The following is a 26,979-nucleotide window of genomic DNA, read 5'->3' on the forward strand; positions in this document are numbered from 1 at the left end:
AGGTCAACCATGCCAACCGGCGCACTGACAGGTTACGTCGACGTCGCCCAGGTCGTGCTCTACGCCTTCTTCCTCTTCTTCGCGGGGCTGGTCTTCTGGCTCCGCCGCGAGGACCGGCGCGAGGGCTACCCCCTGGAGAACGAGGCGGTCGGGCGGCGCAAGTCGGTCGATCCGTTCCTGATTCCCCGCTCCAAGGCGTTCCACCTGCCGGGCGGCGAGACCACCTACGCGCCGCAGGCCGTCCATGGCCGCGACGACGTCGAGACCGGCATCCCGGCCCGCAAGGTCGAGCCCTGGCCGGGCGCCCCCTACGAGCGCACCGACTCCTCGCTCCAGGCCGGCGTCGGCCCCGGTTCCTGGGTGCTCCGGCACGACGTGTACGACCGGACCTGGGACAACGAGATCCGGATCGTGCCCCTGCGGGTGGCCACCAACTTCGTCGTCCACGAGGATGGCCCGAACCCGATCGGCATGACGGTGTTCGGCACCGACAACGCCGTGGCGGGCGTCGTCTGCGACGTCTGGGTCGACCGTGGCGAGTCGCTGCTGCGCTATTACGAGGTCGAGCTGCCCACGGGCGGCCGGCGGCTGATGCCGGTGACGTTCTGCCGGGCCGGCGGCTTCACCAAGACGGTCAAGTCCGAGGCGCTGCTCGCCAGCCAGTTCGCCGACATCCCCACCACCCGCGACCCCGACAGCGTCACCTTTCTGGAGGAGGAGCGGATCATGTCGTATTTCGGCGCCGGCACGCTCTACGCCACGCCCGCCCGGACGGAGCCCCTGATATGAGCGGCGACTTCCTCCCCGAGGACACCCCGCGGGGGCTGCCCGGCCCCCTCCCGGCGGGCGAGCGCATCCTGTGGCAGGGGGCGCCCACCACCGCGGGCCTGCTGGTGCGGGTGTTCCACGCCCGCCTCGTGATCGCGTGGTTCGGGATCTGCGGCCTCGCCTTCGCCCTCGCGGCGGGCTCAACGCCCGCGGCGCTGAAGGTCGTGCTGCCGACCCTGGTGATCGGCGCGGGCGGCGTGGCCCTGCTGTGGCTGCTCGCGTGGCTGACCCACCGCACCACGCTCTACACGATCACCAACCGCCGGGTCGTGCTGCAGGCGGGCATCGCCCTGCCGGTGACCCACAACCTGCCCTTCGCGCAGATCGACACTGCGGCGTTGCGCGCCTTCACGGATGGCACCGGCGACCTGCCGCTGCGGTTGCAGCCGGGCCTGCGTATCGCCTACCTTCAGCTCTGGCCGCACGCCCGGCCCTGGCATCTGTCGCGGACCGAGCCCATGCTGCGGTCCGTGCCGGACGCCGACGCCGCGGCGGCTGTGCTGGGACAGGCGCTCGCCGCCCATGCCGACGGCGCCGCGCCGCCGGTCCGGGTGGCCCGTCTGGGCCCGGCGAACGAGAATCCCGGCCGCCTCGTCGCGGCCGAGTAGGAGGGAACGATGGGCGAGCGGGCGGATCACGCCGGCCGAACACCGGGTCGGGCTGCCGCGGGACCGGCGCCGGCGCTGCTGATGATCGGCGCAGGCGCGCTGATGGGCTTCACCATGCTGGCGGTCCTGATCGGCCGCAGCGAGGGGGTCGGCCTCGTCGCCCTGCCGCCCGCCAAGCCCGTGGCGCAGCTCGAATTCCGCGCCGAGGATCAGGTCGACGGCTCGATCGCCCTGCGCAACGTCGCCGACCAGAAGATCGTCGCCTGGATCCGCCCCGGCGAGGACGGCTTTGTGCGCGGGACGTTGCGGGGCTTGGCCCAGGCCCGGCAGCGCGACGGCCTCGGCCCGGAAAAGCCCTTCAGCCTGACCCGCTACGACGACGGCCGCTTGGCGCTCGCCGACGAGGCCACCGGGCGCCGGGTGCCGCTCGAAGCCTTCGGGCCGACCAATGCCGGCGCCTTCGCCCGGCTGATGCCCGCCCCGGGCGCGCCCGCCACGGAGACCCGGTGATGGCCCTGTTCGGCAGCCGCACCGTCACCGTGCCCTGCACGGTCGAGATCGAGCAGACGCCCGAGAGCCTGCACGCGCACGTGACCCTGGAGGCCGGCTTCGACATCGAGCCCGGCGACGCGGTCCAGGTCCACGACGCGCCAACCTCCGTGCCCTACGGCGAGCGCCTCATCGTGCAGCGCACCGCCACCGTCACCCGGGCCGGGCCGCTGGAGCGGCTCTGGACCAAGCTCATCGCCCATCTCGAGCTGACCGAACTCTACGAGGTCAGCTTTTCCGAGAGGAGGAAGCTGTGAACGCTCCCGTTGCGCCCCCCACCGGCCAGCCGATCCCGAAGAACCCGGTCAACGAATCGACCAAGGCCGCCCAGGAGACGACCTTCCTCAGCCCGCGCTTCTACACGACCGATTTCGACGAGCTCGACCGCACCGACGTCGAACCGGTGCGGCGCGACTGGGACATCCTGATCGCCGAATTGCGCGCCGACCCGAACAAGCGCCACTTCACCCGCAACGAAGAGTTCGACTGCGACCTGTCGCGGATGGAGCCCGAGCTGCGGAAGGAGTTTTTGGACTTTTTGGTTTCTTCCATCACGGCGGAGTTCTCGGGCTGCGTGCTCTACGCCGAGATGCGCAAGCGCGCGAAGAACAAGGACATCAAGGAGCTGTTCGGCTTCATGAGCCGCGACGAGGCGCGCCACGCCGGCTTCATCAACGACACGCTCAAGGATTTCGGCATCGGCGTGGACTTGGGATTTCTCACCAAGTCCAAAAAATACACGTTCTTCCGGCCGAAATTCATCTTCTACGCCACCTACCTGTCCGAGAAGATCGGCTACGCCCGCTACATCACGATCTTCCGCGAGCTGGAGCGGCACCCGGAGCGGCGGATCCACCCGATCTTCAAGTGGTTCGAGCTGTGGTGCAACGACGAGTTCCGCCACGGCGAGGCCTTCGCGCTGCTGATGCGCGCCAACCCGAAGCTCACGAGCGGCATAAATCGGTACTGGATCCGGTTCTTCCTGCTCGCGGTCTTCGCCACGATGTACGTGCGCGACCATCACCGCCCGGCCTTCCACGCGGCGCTCGGAGTCGATCCGAGCGACTACGACTTCAAGGTGTTCCGGATCACCTCGGAGATCTCCCGCCAGACCTTCCCGCTGGAGCTCGACCTCGACAACCCGAAGTTCAAGGCGGGGCTCGACCGGCTGCTCGCCTGCTCCCGGGCGATCGCCGACGCCAAGGCGCGGGGCGGCGTCATGGGCAAGCTTTCGCAGGGTTTCCATGCCGCCCGGGCGGCCGTGACCTTCGCGCGGCTCTACCTGCTGCCCGTCAAGGCCAACGCCCTGCCGGCCGATATCCGCCTCCAGCCGGTCTGGTAGCATGGCGACCTACGCCGCCCCGGTGCTCTACGCGGTGCTGCTCTGGTGGTTCTCCACCGGGCTGATCCTGCTGCTCGACCACGCCCCGCGGCGGACGCATCCGTGGAGCATGGCCGGGGCGACGCTGCTCCTCGCCGCCGCCCTGGTGGCGATCCGCACCAGCGCCGGGGATACCAGCGCCACCGGGGCCTACACGGCCTTCACGGCGGCCCTCGTCGTCTGGGGCTGGCAGGAGATGAGCTACTACATGGGCTTCCTGTCGGGGCCCCGGCCGGTCGCCTGCGCGCCGGGTTTGCGGGGCGTCGACCGGTTCTTCGCCGCGCTCGCCACCAGCCTGTGGCACGAATTCGCCATCGTGATCGGGGGGCTGGCGATCCTGGCGCTGGTCTGGGGCAGCCCGAACCGCTTCGCCCTGTGGACCTACGGCGCCCTGGTGGTGATGAACCTCTCGGCGCGGCTCAACCTGTTCCTCGGGGTGCGCAACCTGCACGCCGAGTTCCTGCCGGACCATCTCGGCTACCTCGCCTGCTACCTGTCGCGGAAGCCGATGAACCTGCTGTTCCCGGTCTCGGTGAGCCTCGGGACCATCGCGGCGGCTTTGCTCGGGCGCGCGGCTCTGGGCACCGACCTGCTGGAGCACGAGCTGATCGGCTTCACGGTCCTGGCGACGCTCACCGCGCTCGCCACTCTGGAGCACTGGTTCCTGATGCTGCCGCTGCCCTCCGCGGAGCTGTGGCGCTGGAGTCTGCCGGCCCGGACGCCGGCGGAGGCGGTCAGACCGCGGGATCGCGTCCGGGATCACGTCTAAGTCGAGGGATCACAACCGGGCGACGCACGTCCACCAATCTGGAACTGGTCTTGTGCGAAATCCGGTGTCACAGGCGGGATCAACCCGCATCGGGGATTCGGGGAGAGGCGACATGGACTACGAGACCTTCTTCGGGGCTGAGATCGCCGGACTCCACCGGGAGGGCCGTTACCGGGTCTTCACCGACCTCGAGCGCCACGCCGGCAACTTCCCGCACGCCACCCACCACCACACGGGCGGCACCCGGCCCGTGACGGTCTGGTGCTCCAACGACTATCTCGGCATGGGCCAGCACCCGACCGTCACCGGGGCGATGCACGAGGCGATCGACCGCTGCGGCGCCGGCGCCGGCGGCACCCGCAACATCTCGGGCACCAACCACTACCACGTGCTGCTGGAGCAGGAACTCGCCGACCTCCACGGCAAGGAGGCGGCCCTGCTGTTCACCTCCGGCTACGTGTCGAACTGGGCGGCCCTCGGGACCCTGGCGTCGCGCCTGCCGAACTGCGCCGTCTTCTCGGATTCCGAGAACCACGCCTCGATGATCGAGGGCATCCGGTTCTCCCGCGCCGAGCGCCACATCTTCCGGCACAACGATCCCGAGGACCTGAACCGCAAGCTCGCCCTGGTCGATCCGGCTCGGCCAAAGCTGGTGGCCTTCGAGTCGGTCTACTCGATGGACGGCGACATCGCCCCCATCGCCGAGATCTGCGACGTGGCCGAGGCCCACGGGGCGCTCACCTATCTCGACGAGGTCCACGCGGTCGGCCTCTACGGGGCGCGGGGCGGCGGCATCTCGGAGCGGGACGGGGTCGCCCACCGGCTCGACGTGATCGAGGGCACGCTCGGCAAGGCCTTTGCGGTCCATGGCGGCTACATCACGGCCTCCGAGAAGCTGTGCGACTTCGTGCGCAGCTTCGCCTCGGGCTTCATCTTCACCACCTCGCTGCCCCCCGCGGTGGCGGCGGGCGCGGCGGCCTCGATCCGCCACCTGAAGGCGAGCGGCGTCGAGCGCGCCCGGCATCAGGAGCGGGTGGCGAAGGTCCGGCAGGCGCTGGAGGCGGCCGACATCCCGACCATGCCGAACGACAGCCACATCGTGCCGGTGATGGTCTGCGACCCCGTGCTGTGCAAGGGGATCTCCGACACCCTGCTCGACGAGTTCGGCATCTACGTGCAGCCGATCAACTACCCGACGGTCGCCCGCGGCACCGAGCGCCTGCGGATCACCCCGTCGCCGCTGCACAGCGATGCCGACATCGCGCATCTGGTCGAGGCGCTCACCACGATCTGGGGGCGGATCGGGCTCCGGCAGAAGGCGGCGGAGTAGGGCGCTCTTCCCTCCCCCTTGCGGGGAGGGGTAGGGGTGGGGGTGGTGCAGGAGGCACCGCTTCGACCTATCCTGCACCACCCCCACCTCCGGCTCCTCCCCGCAAGGGGGAGGAGAGGGGGCACAGTGCGAGTTCTGAGTGCCCACCTTCCCCTTCTCGGCCATCGTCGGCCAGGACGAGATGCGCCAAGCGCTGCTGATCGCGGCGGTGGATCCGGCGGTCGGCGGCGTGCTGGTCTTCGGCGACCGCGGCACCGGCAAGTCCACGGCGATCCGGGCGCTCGCCGCCCTGCTGCCGCCGATGCGGGCGGTGGTCGGCTGCCCGTACAATTGCGACCCCGACAGCCCGGCGGACTCCTGCCCGCACTGCGCGGACGGAGGCCCGCGCAAGAGTCACAAAAAACCGGTGCCGGTGGTGGATCTTCCGCTCGGCGCCACCGAGGACCGGGTGGTCGGCACCCTCGATCTGGAGCGGGCGCTCGGGGCTGGCGTGAAGGCCTTCGAGCCGGGGCTGCTCGCCCGGGCCAACCGCGGCTTCCTCTACATCGACGAGGTGAACCTGCTGGAGGACCACCTCGTGGACCTGCTGCTCGACGTGGCGGCCTCCGGGATCAACACCGTCGAGCGGGAGGGGCTGTCGCTGCGCCACCCGGCGCGGTTCGTGCTGGTCGGCTCCGGCAACCCGGAGGAGGGGGAGTTGCGCCCGCAGCTCCTCGACCGGTTCGGGCTGGCCTGCGAGGTCGCGACCCCGAAGGACATCCCGACCCGCATCGCGGTGGTGCGCGCCCGCGACGCCTATGAGCGCGATCCGGAGGGGTTCTGCGCGGCGCGCGCGGGGGACGAGCGGAAGATCCAGAAAAAGATCCTGCTGGCGCGGGAGCGTCTGCCGTCCGTGGCCGTGCCGGATGCCGCCCTGGAGCGGGCGGCGCGGCTCTGCCTCGCGCTGGGGACGGATGGCCTGCGCGGCGAGCTGACCCTGATGCGCACCGCCCGGGCGCTCGCCGCCCTCGACGGCGCCGGGACGGTCACCGACGATCACCTCCGCCGCATCGCCCCGGCCGCCCTGCGCCACCGGCTGCGCCGCAATCCGCTCGACGAATCCGGCTCCACCGCCCGGGTGGAGCGGGCGCTGGCGGAGGTTTTTGCGTGATAGGCGCGCCACCTCTCCCTCCTTCCTCTGCGGGGGAGGGTGGCCCGCGAAGCGGGTCGGGTCGGGACGAAGTCCCGCAAGGGGGGAGCGACGGTGCAGGAACGGGTACTCCCCTTCATGCCAGTCGCGTCCCTTCCGGAAGCCGGGGTCCCCCCTTGCGGGACTTCGTCCCGACCCGACCCGGCCTGACGGCCGGCCCACCTTCCCCCGCAGAGGGGGGAGGGAGCGTGCCCAGCCTTTGGGCCGATGCCCGGCATGCCGCCCTTCTGCTCGCCGCCGACCCGCTCGCCTTCGGCGCCGTGGTCCGCGCCCCGCCCGGCCCGGTCCGCGAGCGCTGGCTCGACATCTTACGCGCCGCGCTTCCCCCCGAAACACCCTGGCGCCGCCTGCCGCCCAACATCGGCGACGACGCCCTGCTCGGCGGGCTCGACCTCGCCGCCACCCTGGCGGCGGGCCGCGCGATCGCCCGGGCCGGCCTGCTGGCGCAGGCCCATGGGGGGATCGTCGTCGTGCCCATGGCCGAGCGCCTGCCCCCCGGCACCGCCTCGCGCCTCGCGGCCGCCCTCGACACCGGCACCGCCTCGGACCGGCCCGCCCGGTTCGGCCTGATCCTCCTCGACGAGGGTGAGGGCGACGAGACCGTCGCCGAGACCCTGGCCGACCGCCTCGCCTTCCGGATCGACCTGAGCGGGATCGGCCTCGCGGAGATGCGGGCCGAGCCCCCGGATCCCGAGCCCGGCGCCGACGTGCCCGATCCGGTCGGCGACCTCTGCGCCCTGGCGGAGGCCTTCGGCGTCGCGTCGCTGCGCGGGCCGATCCTGGCGGCGCGGGTGGCGCGCAGGCTCGCGGGGGACAGGCCGATCGGCCGACAGGATATCGTCACGGCCGCGCGTCTCGTCCTGGCGCCCCGCGCCACGCGCCTGCCCGCCCCGGAGGAGCCGGCTTCCGAACATCAGGCGCCGCCGGAGGAGCCGCGCGCGGAGCCCCCACCGGACGCGACGTCGGAACCCACCGCCGCGGACACGCCCGAGGAGGTCGTGCTGGAGGCGGTGCGGGCGGCGATCCCGGCGAACCTGCTCGATCAGTTGCTGGCGGGCGGGCCACGGCTCACGGCCGCGAAGGCGGGGCGGGTCGGTCAGGCGGCGGCGTCCCGGACCGGGCGGCCGATCGGCAGCCGGCGCGGCGACCCGCGGCGGGGGCGCCTCGATCTGCTCGGCACCCTGCGGGCGGCGGCACCCTGGCAGGCGATCCGCCAAAGAGAGGGAGAGACGCGCCGCATCGTGGTCCGGCGCGACGACCTGCGGATCCGGATCCTGCGGCAGCGGACCGAGACCACCACGGTGTTCTGCGTCGATGCCTCGGGCTCGGCCGCCCTGGAACGGCTGGCCGAAGCCAAGGGCGCGGTCGAGCTGCTGCTGGCGGAGGCCTATGTCCGGCGCGACCGGGTGGCGCTGGTGGCGTTCCGCGGCACGGGCGCCGAGCTGGTCCTGCCGCCGACGCGCTCGCTCACCCGGGCCAAGCGCGGACTCTCCGGGTTGCCGGGTGGGGGCGGGACGCCGCTGGCGGCGGGGATCGACGCCGCGGTCGCGGTGGCGCTGGGGGTGCGCCGGGGCGGCAGCCGGCCGGCGATCGTGCTGCTGACCGACGGGCGCGCCAATGTCGCGCGCTCGGGGGAGGGCGGCCGGGCCCGGGCCGGCGCGGAGGCCCTGCAGGCGGCCCGGGCCTTGCGGGAAGCCGGTCTGCCGGCCCTCGTGGTCGATACCGGGAGCCGGGGCGAGGAGGCCCGGGCGGTCGCGGACGCGATGGGCGCCCGCTATCTCAAACTGCCGCGCACTGAGGCCGGACAGCTCAGCGCGGCGGTGCGGGCGGCGCTCTGAGCGCCGCAGCCCTGTGGCTCAGAGGTGGCCGGCGCCGCCGATATCGGCCACGCGCTGGTGGTGGGCGAGCCACGCGTTCAGCATGTCGCGGACGATGGCGCGGAGGCTCCAGCCGCCGGCAGCCGGGGCCGCGATGTTCTGGGTCGAGGAGGTGAAGAGGATCATGGCCTGCTCCGCAGTTGGGGGTGTCTGTTGTTCTTGCGCAATCGGAATATGCTGATTCTACCGCAGCGCAACAAACGCGTTCCGATCAGCCGTGGCATGCGGCGACCGCATGGAAAATCAATGGTTTACGAAATACTTCCGCGGCTGCACGATAGCGCACGCAGCCGGCCAGGGACGATGTGCTTTGATGCAGTGCGGGAGATGCGGGCGTGCTGAATCCCTTTGACGCCGACCGGCCGGACTGGGACCGCGACGGTCGGGACTGGCCGCACCGGGCGGAGAGCCGCTTCGTCGAGGCGGCGGGCCTGCGCTGGCACGTGCAGGAGTTCGGCCGGCCCGACGCGCCGGAGCTGCTGCTGCTGCACGGGACCGGGGCGGCGACCCATTCGTGGCGCGGGCTGGCGCCGCTGCTGGCCACGAAGTTCCACGTCACCGCGCCGGACCTGCCGGGCCACGGCTTCACGGATCCGCTGCCGGATTCCGAGCTGTCGCTGCCCGGCATGGCGCGGGCGGTGGCGGGGCTGGTGGCGGCGCTGGGCCGGCCGCCGGTGCTCGCCGCCGGCCATTCCGCGGGCGCGGCCGTGCTGGCGCGGATGTGCCTCGACGGCACCATCGCGCCCCGGCTGCTCGCGGCCTTCAACGGCGCCCTGGCGCCCCTGCCGGGGGCGGCGAGCCTGCTGTTCCCCAGCATGGCGCGGATGCTGTTCCTGAACCCGTTCACCCCGAAGATCTTCGCCTGGACGGCCGACCGCGCGGCGGCCAAGCGGCTGATCGAGGGGACGGGCTCGCGCCTCGATCCGCAGGGGGTCGAGCTCTACCGGCGGCTCTTCGCCCGGTCCGGCCATGTCCGCGGGGCGCTCGGCATGATGGCGAACTGGGACCTCGAGAGCCTGCACCGGGCCCTGCCGGGTCTGACGACCCGCACCCTCCTGATCGTCGGCGGCGACGACCGGGCGATCCGGCCCGACACCGCCTTCGCGGTGCGCGACCGCCTGCCCGATGCCCGGGTGGCGCTGATCCGCGGCCTCGGCCACCTCGCCCACGAGGAGGCCCCCGAGAAGGTGGCGGAGGCATTGTGCGCGGAGGCGCAAGCTATGGGCCTCGTGCCTGAGAGCCCATCAGACATGCAGATCACATCGTGAGGGTATGTCTGATCGAGAATTTGGGGTTCCCCAAGGGCGAGCCCTTGGGCGGGTGTTCAGGGCAGAGCCCTGAAGATCGTTCGTCCAGGGCTCTGCCCTGGACCCGCGAAAGGTCTTGACCTTTCGAAACCAGGATCGGGGCTCCCTTGGTGCGGTAAGCCACGTAGGACTGGCGCCGCCCTTGCCTGGGCCATAGACCCTGCTGCGGGCCACAGCCCGCCGGATCTCAACTGAGGAGCCCCCGAGACGATGGCGAGACCCGTGATCGGCGTCATCGGCAATGCGCGCCTGCTCGACAACCGGTTCCCGGCCCAGATCGTCGGCGAGAACAACATGCGCGCCCTGGCCCATGTGGCGGGCGCCCTGCCGCTGATGTTCGCCGCCGCCCCGGCGATCACCGATCTCGGCGATCTCCTCGACACGGTGGACGGGATCCTGCTCACGGGCGGCCGCGCCAATGTCCACCCGACCCGGTTCGGGGCCGAGCCCGGCCCGGCGCACGAGCCCTACGACGAGGCCCGCGATGCCGTGGCGCTGCCCCTGATCGAGGCCTGCGTGGCCCGGGGCGTGCCGCTGTTCGGCATCTGCCGCGGCTTCCAGGAGATGAACGTCGCCTTCGGCGGCAGCCTGCACCCGGAGATCCGCAACCTCCCCGGCCGCCTTAACCACCGGATGCCGCGCCTGGAGAACGGCGAGATCCATCCGGATCTGGAGGTGATCTTCGCCGACCGCCACGACGTGCGCCTGACCCAAGGCGGCGCCTTCGCGCGGCTTCTGGAGCGCGAGACGATCCGGGTGAATTCGCTCCACGGCCAGGGCATCCTGGAGCCCGGCGGGCGGGTGGTGATCGAGGGCGTGGCCGAGGACGAGACGATCGAGGCGATCCGGATCCGCGACGCGGCGGGCTTCGCCCTCGGGGTGCAGTGGCATGCCGAGCACGATCCGGCGACCAATCCGATCAACCGGGCGCTGTTCGAAGCCTTCGGGAACGCGGCGTCGGCGCACCGCCAGGCGCGGGCATCGGGGCGCAGCTGACACGGTTTTTTGAGCTGTCGGCCCAAATCATGCCGGCAGTCCACGCAATCCAACGTCCCGCCGATCGGATTAACATATGTTTTGACCGCGCATAACATAGGTTTGTTCGGCGGAAATATCTGACCGAAAATCCGACCGGCTCAGCTCAATGCTTATGTGAACATCCAGCGACGCGCGTCATTCTGTGGACGACCTGTCGCAGCGCGGAACAGAGCCCGGATGATCGGGTTGCCGGAGTCCCGCACCGAAGCTGCCCCCGCGTGTGGCAGCCGTGCGCAGAATACGGGCACGGACCGCATGCAGTTTCCCCGCGACGACCGAGAGCACCCCCGTGCCGAGGCCTTCCGCGATTTCATCCGCAACCCGCCGTTCCCCTGCGTCGGCGCCAAGTCGGCGCTGTCGCGCGGGAAGATGACCATCGTGGTCGCCCGGGACATCACCTCGGGCTGGGACGACATGCGGATCTACCCGGCCCTGCTCGCCTTCGTGGCGCGCTACCGGGTGCAGCCGGATCTGTTCCAGAGCTTCGCGGTGGTGTTCGAGGGCCCCGGCGGCCTCTCGGAGGAGGGGTTCGAGCAGAACCTCTGGGCGCGGGCGCAATCGCTCACCGACAAGGACGCGTGGCTCGGCCAGCCGCACGACACCCGGGTGGCCGACGATCCCGACAACCCGCATTTCTCCCTGAGCTTCGGCGGCGAGGCGTTCTTCGTGGTCGGCCTCCATCCGAATGCGAGCCGCCCGGCGCGGCGCTTCTCCTCCCCGGTGCTGGTCTTCAACCTGCACGCGCAGTTCGAGCGGCTGCGCGCCGAGGGCCGCTACGAGAAGCTGCGCGCCTCGATCCTTGAGCGCGACGAGGCCCTCGCCGGCAGCGCGAACCCGATGCTGGCGCGCCACGGCGATACCTCGGAGGCGCGCCAGTACAGCGGCCGCGTGGTCGGGCCGGACTGGCGCTGCCCCCTCCAGGCCCGCCCGGAGCAGAAGCCGGACGCCGGAACACCCGACCCGGCCTGGCATCCGCCGGCCCTGCCGCTCGACCGGTCCCTGCCGCTCGACCGGTCCCTGCCGGGAACCGGAGCCTGAGGCGGGCACTTGGCGCGGGTGCGAGGGAGATGACGGCGTGAGCGGAGCCAGCATGGAACAGGCCGCGGTGCAGCGGATCGCGCCGCGCTCGGGCGTCGCCTTCACCCTGGACCGGGGCCAGCGCCTCACGGTGATCGACCCGACCGGCGAGCAGGTGGCCGATCTCGTGGCCTACAACCGCCACGACACGGGCGAGGTGATCTCGTCCGGCCGGACCCTCGACTATGCCAGCCGGATCTATCTCACCACCGGCGATCCGCTCTACTCGAACCGCTCGAACGTGCTGCTGCGCATCGTCGAGGACACGGTGGGGCGGCACGACTTCCTGCTGACCCCGTGCTCGGCCGACACGTTCCGGATCATCTACGGCGACACCGACCCGCATCGCGGCTGCTTCGGCAATCTCGCGGCCGCGCTGGCCCCCTACGGCATCGCGCCGGACGCGATCCCGGTGGCGTTCAACTGCTTCATGAACGTGCCGATCGACGGCACCACCGGGGCGCTCACCGTCGAGCCGCCGCTCAGCCGGGCCGGCGACCGGATCGTGTTCGTGGCCGAAACCGACCTGATCATCGGCCTGACCGCCTGCTCGGCGCTGCAATCGAACAACGGCAGCTTCAAGCCGATCGACTACCGGATCGAGGGTGGCGGATCCGTGTGAGCGATCCCCGCCGCAGGATGCCGTTCAGCGGCGCGAAGGCTCGGAGCCGCTCCCGGTGGCCGTGCGACCAGTCGAGGCATGAAACGCAGCCTCATTTCTGGTCATCGAGTGCCTGCCCCGACGGCCAGCTTACGACGACTAGAACTTGATATTTAATCTAGATTAGGGCCTTGGGATCCTCAGTTTACATTGAGCCAAACCGGATCGACGGATCGAAGCACCCTCATACGACCTTCATCCGCCGGAGGCCCGCACCAATGTTTGCCATTTACTAACCTGAATAGCCGAGCTTCACTCCGCCCAGCGAATCGGCGGTCCGTCCCGTCCCGATGCGGGCATCTCGACGGCCGTCGCCGTCCTCGTTTCGGTGCTCGGAATGACCTCCACGCAGACTGACCAGACGTCCGCCGGCCGCAGCGCGCCGCGGCGGAGCCTCGCGAACCTCAAGCTGCGCCACAAGCTCGCGGCGGTGATGGCCCTGGTGGTCGTCGCCGTGGGCGCCCTCAGCACCCTCAGCTTCCTCGACATCCGGTCCTCGGCCCTCGAGGATCGCGAGCTCATGACGCGTCGGCTCTCCGAGGCGGCCCAGAGCCTGGTCGTCCACTACGAGGCGCTGGCCAAGTCTGGCCAGATGTCCACCGAGGCGGCCCAGCAGGCGGCGCTCACGGCGATCAGCGCCCTGCGCTTCGGCAAGGAGGATTACTTCTTCGTCCTCTCCGCCGACGGCAAGCTGATCGCCAACGCCTTCAACGCCAAGAACGTCGGCAAGCAGGTCCTCGACCAGACCGACGTGCCCGGCGGCAAGCGCTACTTCGCCGAGATGGTCGAGACCGCCCTGCGCGACGGCTCGGGCATCGTGAACTACATGAAGCCGCGCCCGGGCGGGACCGAGCCGGTCGAGAAGATCGCCAGCGTGCAGCTGTTCAAGCCCTGGGGCTGGATCATCGCCACGGGCCTCTACCGCGACGACGTCTACGCGGCCGTGCGCGCCCGCGGGACCACGATCGCGCTCTGGTCCGCCGGCCTCGCGCTGCCGGTCGTGGCGCTGCTCCTGCTCATCGGCCACAGCCTGTCGCGCCCGATCACCCGGCTCACCGCCGCGATGCGCGGCCTCGCGGAGGGCGACCTCGCGGTCCCGGTCGCGGACCAGGACCGCGGCGACGAGGTCGGCGCGATGGCCCGCGCCGTGCAGGTGTTCAAGGACGCGCTGATCGCCAAGCGCGCGGCCGACGCGGCGGCCGTCGCGGAGAGCGACGCCAAGATGCGCCGGGCGGAGGTGCTGGACGCGGTGACCGCCCGGTTCGACGCGCAGGTGAGCGCCCTGACGCAGGGCCTGTCCTCGGCCGCGGTGGAGATGGAGGCCACCGCCCGGGAGATGACGCGCACCGCCGCCCGCACCACCGAGCAGTCGGTGCGCGTGAGCGCGACCTCGGAGCAGACGTCGAGCAACGTTCAGACCGTGGCGGCCGCCAGCGAGGAGATGTCGGCCTCGATCCAGGAGATCGCGGCCCGCGTCGCCCAGTCGTCTCTGATGGCCGACCGGGCCAGCACCGACGTCGCCCGGACCAACGAGCTGATGCAGGTCCTGTCCCGGGGGACGGAACAGATCAGCGAGGTGATGGGGCTGATCGCGGGCATCGCCGGGCAGACCAACCTCCTCGCCCTCAACGCCACCATCGAGGCGGCCCGGGCCGGCGAGGCCGGCAAGGGGTTCGCCGTGGTGGCGGGCGAGGTGAAGGCGCTGGCCAGCCAGACCGCCAAGGCCACCGAGACGATCGCCGGCCAGATCGCGGCGATCCAGGGCGAGACGCGGCACGCGGTCGATTCCATGCGGGCGATCGGCGGCACGATCGACGAGATGCGCACGGTCGCGCTGAGCGTGGCCGCCGCCATGGAGGAGCAGGGGGCGGCGACCAGCGAGATCGTCCGCAACGTCTCGCAGGCCGCCCAGGGCACGCAAGCCGTGAGCGCCGACATCGCCGACGTGCACAAGGCCGCCGGCGATACCGGGGCGGCGTCGGGGCAGGTGCTGAGCGCCGCGCAGGAGCTGGCCCGCTACTCGGAGAGCCTCGGGCAGGAGGTCTCGACCTTCCTGGCCGCCGTCAAGGCCGCCTGAGGGCCTCTCAACCCGAGGGTGGTGGACAGCGCGGACCGGACCGGAGACGCTTCGAATCAGCCGATCCCGCGCCGGGGCCGGCTTCTAGGGGCGGTCGTCGCGATGCCGGACGGGATTCCGGTGGAGATCACGGTTTGAGCCGCGCCGAAGCCTGAAGCGACCCGGCGCCCCTCACGCGATCCCGTCGATCGCCACCCGCAGATGCTCCGGCCCGCGCAACGCCGCGCCGTCCCGATAGGGCGGCGGATCTTCGATCAGGCGCGGCGCCTTGAGCCGGCGGGCGAGGGCGGTGAGCGCCGCCTCGGCCTCGAACCGGGCGAGCGGCGCGCCGACGCAATAGTGCAGGCTGCCGCCGAAGCCGAGATGGCGGGTGCCGGTCCGGTCCGGGTCGAACCGGTCGGGGTCGGGGAACACGGCTTCGTCGCGGTTGCCGGCGGCGAGCAGCAGCACGAGATCGGCGCCCTCCGGGATCGTCACACCCGCGATGTCGATAGGCGACAGCGTCCGGCGCGTCCGGAACTGCACCGGCGGCTCGTAGCGCAGCAATTCCTCGATCAGCCGCGGCGCGCGCATCGGGTCCTGGCGCAGGCGCTCCAGCTCGTCGGGATGGCGCAGCAGGGTGAGCAGGCCGTTGGTGATCAGGTTCACGGTGGTCTCGTGGCCGGCCACCAGCATCAGGATCGAGGTGGCGATCAGGTCGAAATCGCCCATCTTCACCCCCGCCGGGGTGGCGTGGTTGGCCAGCCCCGAGAGCATGTCGTCCTGCGGGTGCTTGCGCTTCTCCTTGATCAGGTCGCCCATGTAGCCGCCGATCGCGTCGAAGGTCCGGCTGTTCTTGGCGCGGATCTCGGGATCGGACAGGCTGTCGGGTTCGAGCGCGGTGGCGAGCTGCGTCGCCCAGCCGTGGAACTTCGGCTCGTCCTCCCGGGGCACGCCGAACAACTCGCAGATCACCGTCACGGGCAGCGGGTAGGCGAGGTCGTCGACGGCGTCGATCTCCCGGGCGCCGCACTTCTCGTCGAGCAGGTCGGCCACCAGCTTGTCCGACCGGGCGCGCATCGCCTGGACGCGCTCGCGGGAGAACTGGTGCATCACGGCCGAGCGCAGGGCGTCGTGGGCGGGCGGGTCGCGGAAGATGAAGACCCGGTGGCGGTCCATCATCCAGTCCTTGAGCGGCTTCACGATCAGGTCGGTGAGCGGGTTGCCGGTGCGCGGGCGGTCGGCCGGGGGCAGGGTGTCGGAACTCACCCGGGGGTCCTGCAGCAGGCGCGTGATGGTGCCGTGGGTCGCCGCTACCCAGGTGCCCGCCTCGGTGCCGTCGTCCTGGCGCGAGACCGGGTTCTGCCGCAGCTTGGCGTAGACCGGGTAGGGGTTCGGCCGGTTGGCGAAATCCTTGACCTGATCGAGGAGGCTGGAATCGGGCATGGGGTGACCTCAGGAAAAGCCCGGCTCGAAGATCTCGACGCCCTTCGGCCGGTCGGTGGCGGTCCCCTCCGGCGGGAAGGGGGCGCCGGTGGCGACCAGCTCGGCATGGGCGGGCAGCCAGCGGGCGGAATCCACCGAGACGGCCGCGATGCAGCGCCCGGCGCGGCCGTAGAGGGCGATGAAGCGGCCCGAGGCCGGATCGCCCTGGGTGATCGCCACCGCGTCGGCCCCCTCGGTCAGGCCGGCCGATTTCACCACGAGATTCCCTTGCGTCGACCAGAAGGTCGGCAGGGCGCCGTAGGCCGCGTCGGGCGGCGCTCCGGCCAGCAGGCGCCCCGCATGGGCGGCCTGCGCCACGGCGTGGCTCCAGTGCTCCAGGGCGACGCGCCGCCCGTCGTAGAGCGGGTGGGGGAAGCGCGCGACGTCGCCCGCCGCCGCGATCCGCGGATCGGGGTGGCCCTCCGCGTCGAGCACGAAGCCGGCGCCGTCGCAATCGACGCCGCCCGGATCCGCCGACAGGCCGGCCCCGTCGAGCCACTCGGTGTTGCGCACGGCCCCCAGCGCGATCACCGCGATGTCGGCCTCGATGCGGCTGCCGTCGACGCAATGGGCGCGGACCAGCCGGCCGCCTTCGCCCTCCAGCCACTCGACCTCGCTGCCGCAGCGCAACTCGACCCCGTGGCCCTCATGGATCGCCCCGATGAACGCGCCGATCGTGCGGCCGAGGATCCGGGCCAGCGGGGTCGGCCCGGGCTCCACCAGGGTCACGAGCAGGCCGAGTTGCCGGCACAGGCTCGCGACCTCGCAGCCGATGAAGCCGCCGCCGATCACGAGGACGCGCCGCGGGCCGGCGGCGAGCGCCTGCCGCAGCGCGGCGGCGTCGTCCCGCCCGCGCAGGGTGAAGACGCCGGCGAGCCGCCCCTCGTGCGGGTTCGGCCAGGGCCGGGACCGGGTGCCGGTGGCGATCAGCAGGCGGTCGTAGGGCAGGGTGCGCCCATCCGCGAGCCGCACCGTGCCGGCCTGCCGGTCGAGCCCGGCGGCCGGGGTGCCGAGCTGCCAGTCCACATCCGCATCGAGGCCGTGCGGCAGGGTGGTGGCGTGCGGGTGGATCGCGCCGGTGAGGACGTGCTTGGACAGGGGCGGGCGGTCGTAGGGGAGGTGGGGCTCGGCCCCGACGATCGTCAGCGATCCGGAGAAGCCCGCTTCCCGCAGGGCTTCGGCGCCGCGCAGGCCCGCGAGGCCGGCCCCGACCACGACCGCGCATTCGGTCCCCGCCATCAGGCGCCCCGCCCCGGATCCTGCACCCGGATCGCCTGAACCGGGCAGGCGACGCGCGCCCGCTCGATGGCGTCCCGATCCTCGGCGGCGGGGGCCGGGTCGTAGAACAGGGCCTCGTGCCCCTCGATTCGGAAATGCCGCGGCGCCGCGTAGCAGCACTGGGCGTAGGCCTGGCACAGGTTGAGATCGACGCTCACCCGGAGGCCGGGCGGGGATCCGGGTGACGCATCGGCGGGGGTCGACATGGCGGGGCAACCGCGCGGGACGCCCCGGGTTCCGCAGGGCGGAATCGGTGCGTCGAACGTGCAAAACTGTACGCGACACCCCCAGGGATCGGGACCGATGGAATTCCCCTGGCGTGCGGTTCGCTTTAATGTTGCGCCGCCTCGCGGGCCGACCCCTGCGCCGCGACCCCAGGAGAGCACCATGCCGCACGGTGCACGAACGACCCTCGCCGCCCTCGTCCTGCTGCTCGGCGTCGGCGGCGCCGGGGCCGAGCCCACCGCGGGCACGACCTGGACGGACCCGCCGATCCACAAGCCCGCCGCCGAGGCGCCGGACCGGAAGGCGGCAGCCCCCGCGCCGGCCGCGTCACAGCCCGCGTCACAGGCCGCTTCCCCGGCCGCCTCGTCGATGCCCGCCGCCGCCGCGGAGGCCCGGCCCACCCGCGCCGCCCGCAGCGACACCCGGAGGGCGACCCGCAAGACCGCCGCGCGCCCTGCCCCGGCCCGGACCGCGGAACATCGCGCGCCGTCGAAGCGGCTCGCCGACTCGGCCCGTCGGTCGCGCAGTGCCGCGGCGGCGGCGCGGATCGCCGGCCCGCGCATCGCCCTGGCGCCGCCTCCGCCGCCGGAGGGCTCCATGCGCTTCCGGCCCTACGGCCGACCCTACGGGTACGGCCCGGGCTACGGCCCCGGCTACGCCGACGAGCGCTTCGACCGCCTGAGCAGCGCCGAGGCCGCGGGCTACCTCGTGGTGCGCCGCCGGACGGTGCTGTTCCCCGATGGCCGGGCGCTGCGCGTCTACCGGCCGGACGACGGCGAGCCGTTCTGATCCGGAGCCGGCGCGAACACCGACCGCAGCGGCGCGCGCAGGACCTTCCCCGCGGGGTTGCGGGGCAGGAGCCCGTCCCAGATCACGATCCGCACCGGCACCTTGAAGGCCGCCAGCCGCTCCGCCGCGAAGGCCCGGATCGCCTCCGGGCTGGTCTCGGCCCCCTCTTCCAGCGCCACGATGGCGCCGGGCTCCTCGCCCAGCGTCGGGTGCGGCACCGGCAGCACGACGGCGTCGATCACGTCGGGATGCGCGTAGAGGACGTTCTCGACCTCGCAGCAATAGATGTTCTCGCCGCCGCGGATCAGCATGTCCTTGATCCGGTCGACGATGGTCAGGAAGCCCTCCTCGTCCACCCGGGCGAGGTCGCCGGTGCGCAGCCAGCCCTCCGACAGGATTTCGGCGGTCGCCTCGGGATCGTCCCAGTAGCCGCGGACGATGTTCGGCCCCTTCACGCAGAGCTCGCCGACGCTCCCCGGGGCCAGATCCTGCCCGAAAGGATCGCGGATCCGCACCTCGCAGACCGGGAGCGGCGGCCCGCAGGAATCGGGATGCGCCCAGTAATCCTCACCCTGATGGTGGGTGAAGGTCGCGGAGGTCTCGGTCATGCCCCAGCCGGTGCCGGGCACGACCCCGGGCAGGGCCTCGCCCAGCGTCCGCACGAGGTCGCCGGCCGCGGGGGCGCCGCCATAGGTGACGGCATCGAGGCTCGGCAGCGTCCGCCCGGCCTCCCGGGCCGCCGTGGCGAGCTGCCACGCGATGGTCGGCACGCCGCCCGCGCTGGTGCAGCCCTCCCGCTCGATCAGGTCGAGGGCCGCGTGCGCGTCCCAGCGGTGCATCATCACCAGCCGGTGCCCGCCGTAGAGGGCCGCCCCCAGGCTAGCGTGGCAGCCGGTGACGTGGAACAGCGGGATGACCAGCAGCGCCACCCGCTGCGGCGCGGCCGGGTCGGGCTTCGGCGGCGCCTCGCCCCGGCGCAGGGCGCTGCGCGAGGCCGAATAGGGATAGGCCATCACCGTGGTGGCGGCCGCCCGATGGGTGCCGACGGCTCCCTTCGGCTTGCCCGTGGTGCCCGAGGTGTAGAACAGGGTCGCGTCGTCCTCCGGGTCGAGGGCGATGTCGGGCAGGGGGCGATCGGGGAGGGCGCCCCAGTCCTGGACCCCCCCGACGATGTCGGCGAGCGGCGTCGCCCGGGGATCGGGCTCCATCCGGGTGGTGAAGACCCGCTCCAGGGCCGGACATTCGGACAGGTGCGGGGCGAGCCGGGCGAAGCGCTCGCCGTCGGCGATCAGCACCCGCGCGCCGGAATGCTGCAGCCCGTAGGCGAGTTCGGGCCCGGTCCACCACGCGTTGAGCGGCGTCGCGATGGCGCCTGCGAGCAGGGCGCCGAAATAGCCGACCGGCCATTCGGGCAGGTTGCGCATCGCGATGGCGACGCGGTCGCCCTTGCGCACGCCGGACGCCACCAGCGCCTGCGCCAGGGCGGTCGCCGCCCGGGCGAAGCCCGTGAAGGTCACGCGCTCGTCCTGATAGACCACGAAGGGCTTGTCCCCGTGGCCGCGGGCGATCCGGAACAGGTCGCGCAGGGTCGGCGGCGCCGTCTCCCAGATCCGGGTCGGCACGCCCCGGATGTCGATCGTCGTGATCGCGAAGGGCCCGCCCGGGGCGGTGAGCCGCGCCTCGGCCTCGCGGAAGGGCAGGGCCGGCCAGCCGGCGGGGATGCGGGGATCGGGACTCATCGGGCGATCGTCACCCCGCCGTCGATGACGAGCGCCTGGCCGGTGACGAACCGGCCGGCCGCGGAGGCGAGGAACACGGCGGCGCCCGCGATCTCGTCGGGCTCGCCGATCCGGCGTAAGGGCGCGGCCCCCGTGGTGGCGGCGAGCATCTCGGGATCCTCCCACAGGGCCCGGGCGAAATCGGTGCGGATCAGGCCCGGGCAGAGGCAGTTCACCCGCACGTTGGCCGGGCCGTACTCCACCGCGTAGTTGCGGGCGAGCTGGAGGTCGGCGGCCTTCGAGACGTTGTAGGCGCCGATCACCGGCGAGCCCTTGAGCGCCCCGATCGACGAGACGATGACGATCGCCCCGTCCCGCCGCTCGACCATCCCGGGGGCGACCCTCTGGATCAGCCAGTGGTTCGACAGGACGTTGTTGTCGAGGATCTTTCGGAACTGCGCGTCGGTGATGTCGGCGAGCGGCCCGTAATAGGGGTTGCTGGCGGCGTTGCAGACCAGCACGTCCACCGGGCCGAGCCGACTCTCGGTCTCGGCGACGAGGTGTTGCAGCTCCGCCTTCACCGAGATGCTGGCCGGGATCGCCACGGCGCGGCCGGCGCCGTGGGCGGCCTCGATCTCGGCCACGACCGCCGCGCAGGCCTCGCGCTTGCGCGAGGAGATCACCACCCGCGCGCCGTGCTCGGCCATCCGCAGGGCGATCGCCCGCCCGATGCCCCGGGACGAGCCGGTGATAAGGGCGATCTTGCCGGTCAGGTCGAACAGGGACATGGCACAGCTCTGTGCTGGATGAAGCGGCGAACGGCTTCGATCCTCGTTCCACGGGATATGAAAGTCGCGACGCGCCCCCTCTCCCGTGCGGGAGAGGGTTGGGGTGAGGGGTGCGCGCTGTCCGGAAAGACCTGATCCCTCACCCTGTCCCTCTCCCGCACGGGAGAGGGGACCAGCGCCCCATCCGGCCGTCGACGATCTCGCCGGACGCCGCCCATCCTCACCCCCCCACCCGCATCGACCGGCGCAGGCGCGCCATGCCGGCGAGCCAGCGCTCGGGGTCCTCGGCCCGGCGGCGGGCGTATTCGGCCACCTGCGGGTGCGGCAGGATCAGGAAGCGCCCCGACGCCAGCCCGTCGAACGCGGCCTCGGCCACGGCCTCCGGCGCCAGCACGCCGTCGCGCGACGCGGCGCTGGCTTCCCCCAGCATGGCGGTGTCGACGCCCTGCGGGCACAGGGCCGCGACCCGGATCCCGTCCTCGGCATGGGCGATGGCGAGATGCTCCAGGAAGGCGAGCGCCGCGTGCTTGGTCGCGCCGTAGGTGGCGCTGCCGATCTGGCTGAGCAGCCCCGCCGCCGAGACCGTGCCGAGGAACGCGCCCCCGCCCCGGGCCCGCCAGAGCGGAACCAGCACCCGCGCCGCGTGGACATGGCCCATCACGTTCACCGCGAAGGCCCGCGCCCAGCTCTCCGGGTCGGCCGAGGTGGCGAGATCCGGATCGGGGTCGCGCTCGAGGATGCCGGCATTGGAACAGTAGAGCGCGATCGGGCCGATCCCGGCCTCGATGCGGGCCAGAACCGCCGCGGCCGCCGCCGCATCGCCCACGTCGAGGGCGAAGGCCCGGCCGCCGAGTTCCGCCGCCACGGCCTCCGCCCCCGCCCCATCCCGGTCGAGGGCCACGACCGTCGCGCCCCGGGCCTTGGCGGCGACCGCGAGCGCCCGGCCGATGCCCCGGGCGGCCCCCGTGACGGCGACGACGCGGCCGGAGAATTCCATGCTCAGGCCCCCGCCCGCTCGGCGAAGCCCCAGGCCGCGGCGGCGAGCTTCGGCACCCGCGCCGCCATGGCGGCGGCGTGCTCGCTCGCGGCGTTGCCCGCCTTGGCGCGGGCCGCCACCCCCTGGAGGATGCCGACCAGCCGGAACAGGTTGTAGGCGAAGTACCAGTCGAGGTCGGGCAGTTCCTTGCGGTCCGCCGCCCGGCAGTAGAGCGCCACCGCCTCGTCGCGGGTGGGAATGCCGAGCGTCTGGAGGTCGAGCCCGCCGAGGCCGCTGCGCCCGTCGGCCGGCAATTCCCACTGCATCAGCAGGTAGCTGAAATCGGCGAGCGGATCGCCCAGCGTCGACAATTCCCAGTCGAGCACGGCGCTGACGCCGCCATCTGTCGAAAAAATCAGGTTGTCGAGGCGGTAATCGCCGTGGACCACGCAGGCGCCCTGCTGCTCGGGCAGGGTACGGGGCAGCCACGCGATCAGCCGCTCGACAGCCTCCAGGCGCCCGTCCTCGGCGGCGCGGTACTGGCGGGTCCAGCGGTCGACCTGCCGGGCGAAGTAGTTGCCGGGCCGGCCGTAATCGGAGAGCCCCGCCGCCTCCGGGTCGATCGCGTGCAGGCGCGCCAGCGTGGCGATCATGCCGGCATAGTGCCGGTGGCGGGCATGGGGATCGAGGCCCGGCAGCGCCCCGTCCCAGTGCACCGCGCCGTCCACCGCCTCCATCACGTAGAAGGCCGCGCCGATGACGTCCGGGTCCTCGCACAGCGCGAAGGGGCGGGGCACCGGGAACCCCTCGCCGTAGAGGACGCCGATCACCCGGAACTCGCGGTCCACCGCATGCGCGGAGGGCAGGAGCGGGCCGAAGGGTTTTCGCCGGAGCACGTAGGCCTGGGCGGGCGTGTCGAGCCGGTAGGTCGGGTTCGACTGGCCGCCGCGGAACTGCTGCACGGTGAGCGGACCGGCGTAGCCCCGCACATGCTCCGCCATCCAGGCGGCGAGCTTCGCCTCGTCGATCCGGTGGCGCGGCTCGACCGGCTTCACGCCGGAGAAGACATCGGGCTCGCTCATGCGCGCTCGGCCTCCGGGGCTCCTGGCCGGGCATTGGTGTAGCGCCCGAATTCGAGCCGGGCGATCGAGCGGTTGTGGACCTCGTCGGGCCCGTCGGCGAGCCGCAGGGTGCGGATATGGGCGTACATCTTGGCGAGCCCGAAATCCTCCGAGACCCCGGCCCCGCCATGGGCCTGGATGGCGTCGTCGATCACCTTCAGGGCGATCCGGGGCGCCGCGACCTTGATCATGGCGATCTCGAGCTTGGCGCCCTTGTTGCCGACCTTGTCCATCATGTCGGCGGCCTTCAGGCAGAGGAGGCGGGTCATCTCGATGTCGATCCGCGCCTCGGCGACCCGCTGCTCCCAGACCGACTGCTCGGAGATCCGCTTGCCGAAGGCGACGCGGGAGACGAGGCGCCGCGCCATGGCCTCCAGCGCCACCTCGGCGACCCCGATGGTGCGCATGCAATGGTGGATGCGTCCGGGCCCCAGGCGCCCCTGCGCGATCTCGAAGCCGCGCCCCTCGCCGAGGATCAGGTTCTCGGCCGGCACGCGGACATTCTCCAGCACCACCTCGCCGTGGCCCTTGGGGGCGTCCTCGTAGCCGAAGACCGGGAGCAGGCGCTCGACGCGGACTCCGGCCGTGTCCATCGGCACCAGGATCTGCGATTGCTGCCGGTGGCGGGGCGCCTCCGGGTCGGTCTTGCCCATCAGGATCGCGATCCGGCAGCGCGGGTCGCCGACGCCGGTCGACCACCACTTGCGGCCGTCGATGACGTAGTGGTCGCCGTCCCGGCGGATCGCCGTCGCGATGTTGGTGGCGTCCGAGGAGGCGACCTCCGGCTCGGTCATCAGGAAGGCCGAGCGGATCTCGCCGGCCATCAGGGGCTTGAGCCACCGCTCCTTCTGGGCCGCGGTGCCGTAGCGGTGCAGCACCTCCATGTTGCCGGTGTCGGGCGCCGCGCAGTTGAACACCTCCGAGGCGATCCCGACCCGGCCCATCTCTTCGGCGCAGAGCGCGTAGTCGAGGTTGGTCAGGCCGGCGCCGCGGTAGTCGGCGGTGTCGTGCTCGGGCGAGGGCGGCAGGAACAGGTTCCACAGGCCCTCGGCCTTCGCCCGGTCCTTCAGCCGCTCCATGGTGGGCGCGGGGGCACGGCTCTCCGTCCGCTCGGCCGCGACCGCGGCGGTGGCCGGCAGGATCTCGGCGGCGATGAAGGCGCGGACGCGGTTCAGCCAGTGCGTCTGGGACTGGGAGAGGTTGAAGTCCATGGTGTCCGCTCCCTAGGGTTTTCCTGCCGGCCAGCGCACCAAGCTGTGCGAGCCGGCTGCCCGCCGTCCCACTGCCTTCACCCGCGGCGCGACGCGCCCCCTCTCCCGTGCGGGAGAGGGTTGGGGTGAGGGACGAGAACTCTCAGGATCAGGCAACCCAGCGACGCGCGTCCCTGGCGCGCCGCCTCCGGACAGACCTGATCCCTCACCCTGTCCCTCTCCCGCACGGGAGAGGGGACCTGCGCTCCAACCCGAATCGAACGTGGATCTTGATCGACCCGGATCACGCCACCCCTCACAGATAGGCCGATCCCATCTCGCTGGCGAAGCGCTGGGGCGGCCCTTCCCAGACGATCCGGGCCTGCTCCAGCACGTAGACCCGGTCGGCGTGGGGGAGCGCGAAGGTGACGTTCTGCTCGCCGAGCAGCACCGTGATCGGCGTGGTCTGGCGCAGCTTCTCCAGCGCCTTCGACAGCAGTTCCAGGATCACCGGGGCGAGGCCCAAAGTCGGCTCGTCGAGGATCAGCAGGCGCGGGCGCATCATCAGCGCCCGGGCGATGGTCAGCATCTGCTGCTCGCCGCCCGACAGGGTCCGGGCGCTCTGGCCCTCGCGGGCCTTGAGGATCGGGAACAGCTCGTAGAGCTCCTCGCGGCGCTTGGCGCTCTCGGCCTTCGGGAAATGCTGACCGCCGAGGTCGAGGTTCTCGCGCACGCTGAGGTCACCGAACAGCTCGCGGGTCTCGGGCACCTGGACGATCCCGGCGCGCGCGATGGCGGCGGGCTTCATCCGGGACAGATCCCGGCCGTCGAACCGGATCGTGCCCCCATGCGGCACGAGGCCCGAGATCGCGTTGAACAGGGTGGTCTTGCCGGCGCCGTTCAGGCCCACCACCGAGACGAACTCGCCCTCGTGGACGTGGATCGAGGCGGCGCGGAGCGCCTGCGCCTTGCCGTAGAGCACGTCGACGCCTTCGACGGTCAGCAGCGAATCCGGCTTGAACGCGGCTTCCGGCCGGGCCGCCGTCTCGATGCTGCCGCCGAGATAGACCCGGCGCACGGTCGGGTCGGCCATGACGGTTTCGGCCGAGCCCTCGGCGATGCGCTCGCCGAGATACATGGCGAACACCCGGTCCACGAGGGCCGAGACGCTCTTCACGTTGTGGTCGACGAGGAGCACGGCCTTGCCCTCGTCGCGAAACCCCCGGATCAGCTCCGAGAAGGCCGCGACCTCGCCGCCGGTCAGGCCCGCGAAGGGCTCGTCGACCAGCACCACCCGGGGATCGCGGGCGATGGCCTTGGCGAGCTCCAGCCGGCGCAGATCCGCGAAGGGCAGGGTGCCGGGGCGCCGGTCGACGACGGCGCCGAGGCCGACGCGCTCGGCGATTTCCTTCGCGCGCCGCGCGACGTGGGGATCCGCGACCAATCGGATCAGGCTGTCGGGCAGGAGCGCGAGGCTGATGTTCTCCAGAACGGTCTGCCGCTGGAGCGGCCGCGCGTGCTGGAACACGAGGCCGATGCCGGAACGCGCCACCCGGTGGGCCGGCATCCCGCCGATCTCGGCGCCGTCGAGGCGGATCGAGCCGGCGCTCGGGCGCTCCAGCCCCATGATCAGCTTCATCACGGTGGACTTGCCCGAGCCGTTCGGGCCGATCAGGCCCAGGATCTCACCGGGCCGCAGGTCGAGGTCGATGTTCTTGACGGCGACGAGACCGCCGTAGCGCTTGGTCAGGCCGCGCACGGAGAGGCAGGGCTCGGCCAGGACGGGGGATACGGCCGGCGGGGGCGCGACGGCGACGGTCATCGGGCGCTCCTGAAGGAGGCGAGGCCGAGCAGCCCCGAGGGCACGAACAGGATCACGAGGAGCGCCACCGCCGAGACCACGAAGGTCGAGAGGCCGCCCAGCGGGCGCAGCAATTCGCCCGCCGCGATCAGGAACACGGCGCCGAGCGCCGCGCCCACGATCGTCCGCCGCCCGCCGAGCACCGCCGCGATGATCACCTGCACGCCCACCGAGGTGTTGATCAGCGTGCCGACCGAAGCGGTGCCCATGTAGAAGACCACCAGCCCGCCCGCGAGGCCCGAGAAGGCGGCGCTGACCGCGAAGGCGGCGAGCTTGTGCTTGGCGACGTTGAAGCCGAGCGCCCCGGTCACCACCGGATCCTGGCCGGCGGCCTGGAGGATCAGCCCCGCGGGCGAGCGGGCGATGGCGGTGAGGATCAGGCCGGAGACCGCCATGAAGCCCAGCGCCAGCCAGTAGTTGGTGTCGGCGTCGATCGAGATGACGTCGGGCACGGTCAGGCCGATCTCGCCGCCGGTGAGGTCGGAGAAGACCACGATCATGTTCTGCAGGAGCAGCACCGCCACCAAGGTGATCAGGCCGAAATAGGGGCCGCGGACCTTCAGCGCCGGCAGCGCCAGGGCGAGGCCGCCGACCACGGCGAGCACGGTCCCCACCGCGAGGCAATAGGGGATCGGCAATTCGTAGCGGTTGTTGAGGATGCCGGCGCCGTAGGCCCCGAGCCCGATCAGGAAGGTCGGCCCGAAATTCACCTCGCCGGCGAAGCCGAAGAGCAGGTCCCAGGCCATCGAGAACACGCCGAAATAGTAGGCGATGGTCAGGAGGCCGAGGATGTAGCCGGAGACCCACCAGGGCAGGGTGGCGGCGGCCAGGACGGCGAGGACCGCGATCCAGAAGCCGGGGGTGGTGAGGAGCTTCAT

At 72.1% G+C, this 26,979-nt stretch carries 26 protein-coding genes; 15 read left to right on the top strand and 11 right to left on the bottom strand.

The genetic code is table 11. The annotated features are described in order from the left end of the window. Window positions 1-9: 9 nt before the first annotated feature. From puhA to AAHG09_RS23525, 9 genes are all read left to right on the top strand, one after another. Window positions 10-789, top strand: a complete 780-nt coding sequence (gene puhA / locus AAHG09_RS23485) for a photosynthetic reaction center subunit H (protein WP_342109925.1) — start codon at window positions 10-12, stop codon at window positions 787-789. After that, on the top strand, window positions 786-1,436 hold the full coding sequence (gene puhB, locus AAHG09_RS23490; protein WP_342109926.1) for a photosynthetic complex putative assembly protein PuhB: 651 nt from the start codon (window positions 786-788) through the stop codon (window positions 1,434-1,436). The genes puhA and puhB overlap by 4 nt, the downstream gene beginning before the upstream one ends. 9 nt (window positions 1,437-1,445) lie before the next feature. Further along, window positions 1,446-1,946, top strand: a complete 501-nt coding sequence (gene puhC / locus AAHG09_RS23495; protein WP_342109927.1) for a photosynthetic complex assembly protein PuhC — start codon at window positions 1,446-1,448, stop codon at window positions 1,944-1,946. Continuing rightward, window positions 1,946-2,242 carry a hypothetical protein gene (locus tag AAHG09_RS23500; protein ID WP_342109928.1) on the top strand — a complete coding sequence of 99 codons (297 nt, stop codon included), beginning with the start codon at window positions 1,946-1,948 and terminating at the stop codon, window positions 2,240-2,242. Before puhC ends, AAHG09_RS23500 begins: the two co-directional genes overlap by 1 nt. Beyond that, window positions 2,239-3,327 carry a magnesium-protoporphyrin IX monomethyl ester (oxidative) cyclase gene (acsF, locus tag AAHG09_RS23505; protein ID WP_342109929.1) on the top strand — a complete coding sequence of 363 codons (1,089 nt, stop codon included), beginning with the start codon at window positions 2,239-2,241 and terminating at the stop codon, window positions 3,325-3,327. The genes AAHG09_RS23500 and acsF overlap by 4 nt, the downstream gene beginning before the upstream one ends. A gap of 1 nt (window position 3,328) precedes the next feature. Then, complete coding sequence (gene puhE, locus AAHG09_RS23510) at window positions 3,329-4,135, top strand: putative photosynthetic complex assembly protein PuhE (protein ID WP_342109930.1); 807 nt, start codon at window positions 3,329-3,331, stop codon at window positions 4,133-4,135. Window positions 4,136-4,247: 112 nt separating this feature from the next. Beyond that, window positions 4,248-5,465 carry a 5-aminolevulinate synthase gene (gene hemA, locus AAHG09_RS23515; protein ID WP_342109931.1) on the top strand — a complete coding sequence of 406 codons (1,218 nt, stop codon included), beginning with the start codon at window positions 4,248-4,250 and terminating at the stop codon, window positions 5,463-5,465. Between the two features lie 139 nt (window positions 5,466-5,604). Continuing rightward, window positions 5,605-6,615 (top strand): magnesium chelatase ATPase subunit I, encoded by a 1,011-nt coding sequence (gene bchI / locus AAHG09_RS23520; protein WP_342109932.1) that lies wholly within the window; start codon window positions 5,605-5,607, stop codon window positions 6,613-6,615. A gap of 227 nt (window positions 6,616-6,842) precedes the next feature. Next, window positions 6,843-8,492 carry a magnesium chelatase subunit D gene (locus AAHG09_RS23525; RefSeq protein ID WP_342109933.1) on the top strand — a complete coding sequence of 550 codons (1,650 nt, stop codon included), beginning with the start codon at window positions 6,843-6,845 and terminating at the stop codon, window positions 8,490-8,492. Window positions 8,493-8,510: 18 nt separating this feature from the next. Here the strand turns inward: AAHG09_RS23525 and AAHG09_RS23530 are convergent, their stop codons facing one another. Next, the gene (locus AAHG09_RS23530; RefSeq protein WP_342109934.1) at window positions 8,511-8,657 is read right to left on the bottom strand and encodes a hypothetical protein; all 147 of its coding nucleotides are present in this window, start codon (window positions 8,655-8,657) and stop codon (window positions 8,511-8,513) included. 209 nt (window positions 8,658-8,866) lie between these two features. Here AAHG09_RS23530 and bchO point away from each other — a divergent pair, with 209 nt between their 5' ends. The 5 genes from bchO (at window position 8,867) to AAHG09_RS23555 (ending at window position 14,691) form a co-directional block, all read left to right on the top strand. Continuing rightward, a complete protein-coding gene (bchO, locus tag AAHG09_RS23535) occupies window positions 8,867-9,799 on the top strand; it encodes an alpha/beta fold hydrolase BchO (protein WP_342109935.1) in 933 nt (310 codons plus the stop codon). A 249-nt stretch (window positions 9,800-10,048) separates the two neighbouring features. Next, window positions 10,049-10,834, top strand: coding sequence for a gamma-glutamyl-gamma-aminobutyrate hydrolase family protein (locus AAHG09_RS23540; RefSeq protein ID WP_342109936.1), 786 nt, complete (start codon window positions 10,049-10,051; stop codon window positions 10,832-10,834). A 297-nt stretch (window positions 10,835-11,131) separates the two neighbouring features. Next, entirely contained in the window at window positions 11,132-11,914 is a 783-nt protein-coding gene (gene gntA, locus AAHG09_RS23545; RefSeq protein ID WP_342109937.1) for a guanitoxin biosynthesis heme-dependent pre-guanitoxin N-hydroxylase GntA, read from the top strand. Between the two features lie 52 nt (window positions 11,915-11,966). After that, window positions 11,967-12,575: an urea carboxylase-associated family protein gene (locus tag AAHG09_RS23550; RefSeq protein ID WP_342109969.1), complete on the top strand. Its 609-nt coding sequence runs from the start codon at window positions 11,967-11,969 to the stop codon at window positions 12,573-12,575. A 376-nt stretch (window positions 12,576-12,951) separates the two neighbouring features. Then, complete coding sequence (locus AAHG09_RS23555) at window positions 12,952-14,691, top strand: methyl-accepting chemotaxis protein (protein WP_342109938.1); 1,740 nt, start codon at window positions 12,952-12,954, stop codon at window positions 14,689-14,691. Between the two features lie 171 nt (window positions 14,692-14,862). On the opposite strand, the gene AAHG09_RS23560 is transcribed toward AAHG09_RS23555, so the two are convergent. From AAHG09_RS23560 to AAHG09_RS23570, 3 genes are read right to left on the bottom strand one after another with little or no spacing between them, the layout of a single operon-like run. Next, on the bottom strand, window positions 14,863-16,116 hold the full coding sequence (locus AAHG09_RS23560; protein ID WP_342109939.1) for a cytochrome P450: 1,254 nt from the start codon (window positions 16,114-16,116) through the stop codon (window positions 14,863-14,865). A gap of 9 nt (window positions 16,117-16,125) precedes the next feature. Then, the gene (locus tag AAHG09_RS23565) at window positions 16,126-17,394 is read right to left on the bottom strand and encodes an NAD(P)/FAD-dependent oxidoreductase (protein WP_342109940.1); all 1,269 of its coding nucleotides are present in this window, start codon (window positions 17,392-17,394) and stop codon (window positions 16,126-16,128) included. Next, a complete protein-coding gene (locus tag AAHG09_RS23570; RefSeq protein ID WP_342109941.1) occupies window positions 17,394-17,639 on the bottom strand; it encodes a ferredoxin in 246 nt (81 codons plus the stop codon). Before AAHG09_RS23570 ends, AAHG09_RS23565 begins: the two co-directional genes overlap by 1 nt. Before the next feature lie 181 nt (window positions 17,640-17,820). Between AAHG09_RS23570 and AAHG09_RS23575 the strand changes: the two genes are divergently transcribed. Continuing rightward, complete coding sequence (locus AAHG09_RS23575; RefSeq protein ID WP_342109942.1) at window positions 17,821-18,447, top strand: hypothetical protein; 627 nt, start codon at window positions 17,821-17,823, stop codon at window positions 18,445-18,447. Here the strand turns inward: AAHG09_RS23575 and AAHG09_RS23580 are convergent. From AAHG09_RS23580 to AAHG09_RS23610, 7 genes are all read right to left on the bottom strand, one after another. Beyond that, window positions 18,417-20,186: a class I adenylate-forming enzyme family protein gene (locus AAHG09_RS23580; protein WP_342109943.1), complete on the bottom strand. Its 1,770-nt coding sequence runs from the start codon at window positions 20,184-20,186 to the stop codon at window positions 18,417-18,419. The genes AAHG09_RS23575 and AAHG09_RS23580 overlap by 31 nt on opposite strands. Continuing rightward, window positions 20,183-20,953 carry an SDR family NAD(P)-dependent oxidoreductase gene (locus tag AAHG09_RS23585; protein ID WP_342109944.1) on the bottom strand — a complete coding sequence of 257 codons (771 nt, stop codon included), beginning with the start codon at window positions 20,951-20,953 and terminating at the stop codon, window positions 20,183-20,185. Before AAHG09_RS23585 ends, AAHG09_RS23580 begins: the two co-directional genes overlap by 4 nt. A gap of 220 nt (window positions 20,954-21,173) precedes the next feature. Continuing rightward, on the bottom strand, window positions 21,174-21,950 hold the full coding sequence (locus AAHG09_RS23590) for an SDR family NAD(P)-dependent oxidoreductase (protein WP_342109945.1): 777 nt from the start codon (window positions 21,948-21,950) through the stop codon (window positions 21,174-21,176). 2 nt (window positions 21,951-21,952) lie between these two features. Further along, window positions 21,953-23,011 carry a phosphotransferase family protein gene (locus AAHG09_RS23595; RefSeq protein ID WP_342109946.1) on the bottom strand — a complete coding sequence of 353 codons (1,059 nt, stop codon included), beginning with the start codon at window positions 23,009-23,011 and terminating at the stop codon, window positions 21,953-21,955. Next, window positions 23,008-24,261 carry an acyl-CoA dehydrogenase family protein gene (locus AAHG09_RS23600; protein WP_342109947.1) on the bottom strand — a complete coding sequence of 418 codons (1,254 nt, stop codon included), beginning with the start codon at window positions 24,259-24,261 and terminating at the stop codon, window positions 23,008-23,010. The genes AAHG09_RS23595 and AAHG09_RS23600 overlap by 4 nt, the downstream gene beginning before the upstream one ends. Before the next feature lie 295 nt (window positions 24,262-24,556). Further along, window positions 24,557-26,062: an ATP-binding cassette domain-containing protein gene (locus tag AAHG09_RS23605; protein ID WP_342109948.1), complete on the bottom strand. Its 1,506-nt coding sequence runs from the start codon at window positions 26,060-26,062 to the stop codon at window positions 24,557-24,559. Then, window positions 26,059-26,979 carry a branched-chain amino acid ABC transporter permease gene (locus AAHG09_RS23610; protein WP_342109949.1) on the bottom strand — a complete coding sequence of 307 codons (921 nt, stop codon included), beginning with the start codon at window positions 26,977-26,979 and terminating at the stop codon, window positions 26,059-26,061. The genes AAHG09_RS23605 and AAHG09_RS23610 overlap by 4 nt, the downstream gene beginning before the upstream one ends.

The organism is Methylobacterium guangdongense (assembly GCF_038442355.1).
GTDB lineage: Bacteria > Pseudomonadota > Alphaproteobacteria > Rhizobiales > Beijerinckiaceae > Methylobacterium > Methylobacterium guangdongense.